General features: G+C 28.3%; 4 protein-coding genes. All 4 read right to left on the reverse strand.

Annotation, left to right across the window (positions count from 1 at the left end; genetic code table 11):
* Positions 1 to 321: 321 nt before the first annotated feature.
* The gene (locus tag OM075_RS24720; RefSeq protein WP_301193237.1) at positions 322 to 714 is read right to left on the reverse strand and encodes a DUF1398 domain-containing protein; all 393 of its coding nucleotides are present in this window, start codon (positions 712 to 714) and stop codon (positions 322 to 324) included.
* Between the two features lie 221 nt (positions 715 to 935).
* On the reverse strand, positions 936 to 1,208 hold the full coding sequence (locus OM075_RS24725; protein ID WP_301193238.1) for an HU family DNA-binding protein: 273 nt from the start codon (positions 1,206 to 1,208) through the stop codon (positions 936 to 938).
* A gap of 154 nt (positions 1,209 to 1,362) precedes the next feature.
* Entirely contained in the window at positions 1,363 to 1,791 is a 429-nt protein-coding gene (locus OM075_RS24730; RefSeq protein WP_301193239.1) for a hypothetical protein, read from the reverse strand.
* A gap of 475 nt (positions 1,792 to 2,266) precedes the next feature.
* Positions 2,267 to 2,887, reverse strand: a 621-nt coding sequence (locus OM075_RS24735; RefSeq protein WP_301193240.1) for an Abi family protein, incomplete at its 5' end; no start/stop codon positions are given.

Raw genomic sequence — 2,887 nt, forward strand, 5'->3', positions numbered from 1 at the left:
CTGATCAAGCGGAGAATTTGAAAAGTACTATTTCTTTTTTCAAAATTGATTAATAGTTATAACAGGGTAAATGCCAGTTTGTGTTTAATATCTATTGATATATTTACTTGACATTTTATATCAGAGAAAGATAAATATTACATTTGCCAAACCTTTTACCTGTGGGCAGGTTTGGGTAAAAATTAAAGGACGCTATCATTGTATTTGATAGTGTCCTTTATTTATTATGGAGGGGGGAATATTGTAATTTTTCTTTATAAACTGTGTTATATCGTACTATAATTAATAAGCTTACCAAATATGATCTTGTATGGTTTTGTTTCAAACTGTCGGAATATCTTCCTTTAAAACCTCATTACCTGCTTTGTCATAATATATACATGTCATCTTATTAAGATCAACAATCCATTTTTCAATTCCTGATTCTGCACAGTGCCTGCAAAAAGTTAAATAATCAGTTTCTCCTTTCTGGTGAATTCTTAAATACGCTTCGAATTGGTCTCTATTACAAAAATCCTTAATAGAAAGTTCGTTGTATTTAGGTTTGGATTTTGTTTGAAAATTATCTTTTCCGTAATATACTGTATGACTATCAGAAACCCAGGTTTCAAATGCAGTAACTCCAAATTCCTTAATTTCTTGAATATATCTTGGAAATTCAGCACCAGATTTAATTTTTCTGTGGGCAATGTCTATTTGTTCTACAGTAAACATTATTTCAATTCTTATCCATTAAAATTTTTGATACTTTTTTGCCATATCAACCATTATACTTGTAGAAAGATACGACAATTATCCTTATATAAGTATTTATTACATATAAAGATAATTGCTTTATGGAACACTGAAAGTAAATCCGTTAAATAGGGAGAAAATGTAAACTCCATGCGAGTAGAAATCTCCTGGAGTCTATAATACTTTAATAAGTACTCTGCTTAATTAATTGATTCATCTAAAGCCTTACCAGGTTTAAATTTTGCAACTTTCTTTGCTGCTATTTGGATTTCTTTACCAGTCTGTGGATTTCTACCTGTACGAGCTGCACGTTCGCTAATTGAGAAAGTACCAAATCCTACTAATTGAACACTCTCGCCCTGAGCTAGTGTATTTTTTATAGTTTCAGTTATTGCATTTAATGCTTTTTCTGTATCAGCCTTAGACAGTCCGCTATCTGCAGCTATTGCATTTACAAATTCTTGTTTTGTCATCTTTTTTGTTTGATTGTGTTAAATTATCTGTGCAATATAATCGTTATTTCGTATTAATTCGTCGAAACCGTTAATTTATTACTTTTTATTGAAGGGGAAGTAACTATATATTTTTATTCAAAGATCCGAAATAGCTTTCTATATTATTTTGAGGTTAATTCGGAACCTTCTGAGTAGCATCAAGTAATTCAATGAAAGTATTATAGTCCATTGTAGAGTCAAGTAAGTAAAAAGCTTTCTTAAGTGTAGAACAATAATAGCTATTGTCATTCAATTCTAAAACTAATAAATGAGTAAGGGCTGTTATTATTGGTTGCGAAACTACCCATACAATACTCTTGTGATTATTTACTTGATATTCAGCGTTGTAAATTTTAGAGAATTGGCTAATATAATTAATACTAAATTTAGGTTTGCATTTTTCATCTATGATAATAATCAAATATTGTATTCTTGTGTAATCAGGGTCATTATTATATTCTTTATGTAATGATTCAATATCTTCAGGGTACAAAAAATCAGATTGTAGTTTCACTACTGCAAATTGATGCTTGGTATACATCCTATAAAAATTTCCATTCATACCAATTGTTCAAGTATTCAATTCCGACACAAATATATTTATTAAACAGTTATTTGACAAAACTATAACAGATATATTGTTCGAAAGATGTTCTATTTACTTAGAAAGGAAATTAGTTTAGGGTTGAAAAATTAAAGCAATCGCTTTGATATATTGAGATTATCTTTATTTTGTTTTTTCACTAGTCTATCTTCAGGTTCCTTTGTCTTCATTTATAGATGTTTGAAATTAAACATATCTATCCTTTATTAATAGCGCTGTATATTAATGTTATACAATCTATTTTTAATATGGTACAATAATGGATCTATTAGATTTGATATTTCATAAAAAATAATACTTTTGCATCAGGGTTAGGTTTGGTTAAAAATTAAAAGCCATTGTATTATTCATTATACAGTGGCTTTTCTATTTTCATTATTTTTCATTCAGTTTTATTTTATTAAAAACTGGGTTTTGCGAGACTATTTTAATATTAATTTCTTACATAATATCTAAAACCTTTTTTTTTAATTTTTGCTTTCTCATTAGCTAATTTGGATTGAACCCACATAGGTTCATTTTCCCAATTTTTAGTAAACCCAAGAGCATTTTTATCAATTATAGGATATTTATCAAATAAATTATTTAGTTTTTCTAAAAATGTATTATTAGGGTTTATTGATTGCAAAAGATATTGAATCATACAAATCGCAAAATATGTTCGATTTTTAATAAATGATGGTTCTTCAGTTCTACTATCAATAGTTTCAAAATTCACAATCCATGGGTATTTAGTTTTTTTTGGAAATTCGGCTTTAATAGCTAATTTTTTATTCCATAGTCTACTGTGATGAGCACATGTATTTCTTAGATATACAATTGAATGAAGCCAAGATTGAAAGACCTTATCGTTAAGGCCATAAGTTTTTGCAATGTTTCGTTTAGTCATACCTGGCTTTATGATGCTGTAGACCCAGGATAAGTTACCAAATGAACAAACTTCTAAAGTAATCCAACTAGGAGGGAATTCATCAATATAAGTATTATTAAACTCCTCTAAAAAAACTTCCTGACTTCTTTTTAGTTCCCCAAATATTTTACTAACAGTAGATGT

This window comes from Plebeiibacterium sediminum, assembly GCF_026013605.1.
In the GTDB taxonomy this organism is placed as follows: domain Bacteria; phylum Bacteroidota; class Bacteroidia; order Bacteroidales; family Marinilabiliaceae; genus Saccharicrinis; species Saccharicrinis sediminus.

Coding starts and splice junctions, on each gene's coding strand:
- OM075_RS24720 (WP_301193237.1), bottom strand. CDS start 714: ATGTTTACTGTAGAACAAATAGACATTGCCCACAGAAAAATTAAATCT.
- OM075_RS24725 (WP_301193238.1), bottom strand. CDS start 1,208: ATGACAAAACAAGAATTTGTAAATGCAATAGCTGCAGATAGCGGACTG.
- OM075_RS24730 (WP_301193239.1), bottom strand. CDS start 1,791: ATGAATGGAAATTTTTATAGGATGTATACCAAGCATCAATTTGCAGTA.